The organism is Actinomycetospora sp., assembly GCF_055612215.1.
The window spans coordinates 1-1,989 of the sequence record NZ_JBVPVA010000170.1; the positions used below are offsets into that span (position 1 = coordinate 1).

Below are 1,989 nucleotides of genomic sequence, written 5' to 3' on the forward strand. Positions count from 1 at the left end.
GAGACCGGCGCGCGGGTGTGGTCCCGGGAGGCGGGCCTGGACGCGCTCGAACTGGGCGACGAGGCCGTCGTCGACGTCGCGACCTTCTCGCTGCAGGGCCGCGCGATGCGGACCGTCCGCCAGGCGGTGTCGCGGATCAAGCGGGCCGGCTACGAGACCACCGTCCGGCGGCTGCGCGACGTGCCCGACGCCGAGCTCGCGACGCTGCGGGCCCGCGTGGCCTCGTGGCGCGGCGGTCCCGACGAGCGCGGCTTCTCGATGGCGCTCTCCCGCGCCGCGGACGGGGCGGCGGACCCGGAGGCGGTCGTCGTCGTCGCCTGCCTTGAGGGCGTGCCCAAGGGGCTTCTGCAGTTCGTGCCGTGGGGCACCGAGGGGCTCTCGCTCGACCTCATGATCCGCGACCCCGCCGTCACCGAGAACGGCCTCAACGAGCTGCTGATCACCGACCTGCTCGCGGCCTGCCGCGGGCTCGAGGTGAGCAAGGTGTCGCTGAACTTCGCGGTGTTCCGCTCGGCGCTGGAGCGCGGCGAGCGCATCGGGGCCGGGCCGGTCGCGCGGCTCTGGGCCCGGTTGCTGCGGATCGCGTCGCGGTGGTGGCAGATCGAGACGCTCTACCGCTTCAACGCCCGGTTCGCCCCGGCGTGGGTGCCGCGCTTCCTGGTGTTCGACGCGGTGCGCGACCTGCCGCGGATCGCCGTCGCCGCCTTCGAGGCCGAGGGCTACGGCGGCAGGCCGCCCGCGTTGCTGCGCCTGCTTCGTCGCTGACGCGACCTGGGCGTGCGTTTCCGTGCTCCGGCACGGAGACGCACGCACGTGGCCTACGGCCGGACGAGCACCTTCAGGGCCTCGCGGTCGTTCATCGCGCGGTAGCCCTCGGGGACCTCGTCGAGCCCCATCGTCCTGTTGAAGACCTTGCCGGGCTGGACCTTGCCGGACAGCACGTCCGGCAGGAGGTCGTGCATGTTCGCCTGCGTCGGGGCGATGCCGCCGGTGATCGTGATGTTCTTGACGAACTTCTGACCGGCGTTGGGGATGTTGCCGCTCTGCGGGACCCCGACGATGCCGACCGCGCCACCCGGCTTCGTCACGTTGATCGCGGTGGTGACCGACTGGTCGAGCCCGACGGCCTCGATGGTGCAGTGCGCACCGTCGCTGCCGAGGATGTCCTTGACCCGCTGCTCGCCCTCCTCGCCGCGCTCGGGCACGACGTGGGTGGCGCCGAACTCCTGGCCGAGGTCGGTGCGCTCCTCGTGGTGCCCCATGAGCACGATGCGCTCGGCCCCGAGCCGCCAGCTGGCGAGCACGCCGAGCAGACCGACCGCACCGTCGCCGACCACGACGACGTCCTTGCCGGGCCCGACGCCCGCCGTCACCGCGGCGTGGTGGCCGGTGCCGAAGACGTCGGAGAGCGTGAGCAGGCTCGGCATCAGCTCGGAGTCCTGCGGCACGTCCAGCGTCATGAGGACGTGGTCGGCGAACGGCACGCGGGCGGCCTCGCCCTGCGCACCGTCGGTCTCGGCGCCCCACGCGTTGCCGTTGGGGCAGGCGCTGGTGAGGCCCGCGCGGCAGTACTCGCAGGTGCCGTCGGCGTAGAAGAACGGTGCGACGACGAGGTCGCCCTGCTTGACGCGGCTGACGTCCGAGCCGGTCTCCTCGACGACCCCGATGAACTCGTGGCCGATGCGACCGCCCTCCTCGGTGGCCTCGCGGCTCTTGTACGGCCAGAGGTCGCTGCCGCAGATGCACGAGTGCGTGATGCGCACGACGGCGTCGGTGGGGTTCTCGACCTTCGGGTCGGGGACGTCCTCGACGCGGACGTCGCCGGCGCCGTAGATGAGAGTGGCCTTCACGGCTGGTGTCCTCCTCGAGCGGGGGTGTGCGTACGAGGCCTACCCGGGTGGTCGGGCACGGATGCGCAGCGCCGCATGGGTCACGCTGAGGAATACGAGGTGGGTCGCGGGAGGCCCGGGGGCGGCCGCGAGGTGGCGG

General features: G+C 72.8%; 2 protein-coding genes. One reads left to right on the forward strand and one right to left on the reverse strand.

Features of this window, described 5'->3' with window-relative positions; genetic code table 11:
- Window positions 1–765: phosphatidylglycerol lysyltransferase domain-containing protein (locus tag AC0CYZ_RS04760; protein WP_472212845.1), on the forward strand; the 765-nt coding region annotated here is incomplete at its 5' end.
- A 53-nt stretch (window positions 766–818) separates the two neighbouring features.
- Here the strand turns inward: AC0CYZ_RS04760 and AC0CYZ_RS04765 are convergent.
- Window positions 819–1,850, reverse strand: coding sequence for a zinc-binding dehydrogenase (locus AC0CYZ_RS04765; protein ID WP_472212847.1), 1,032 nt, complete (start codon window positions 1,848–1,850; stop codon window positions 819–821).
- Between the last annotated feature and the right edge of the window lie 139 nt (window positions 1,851–1,989).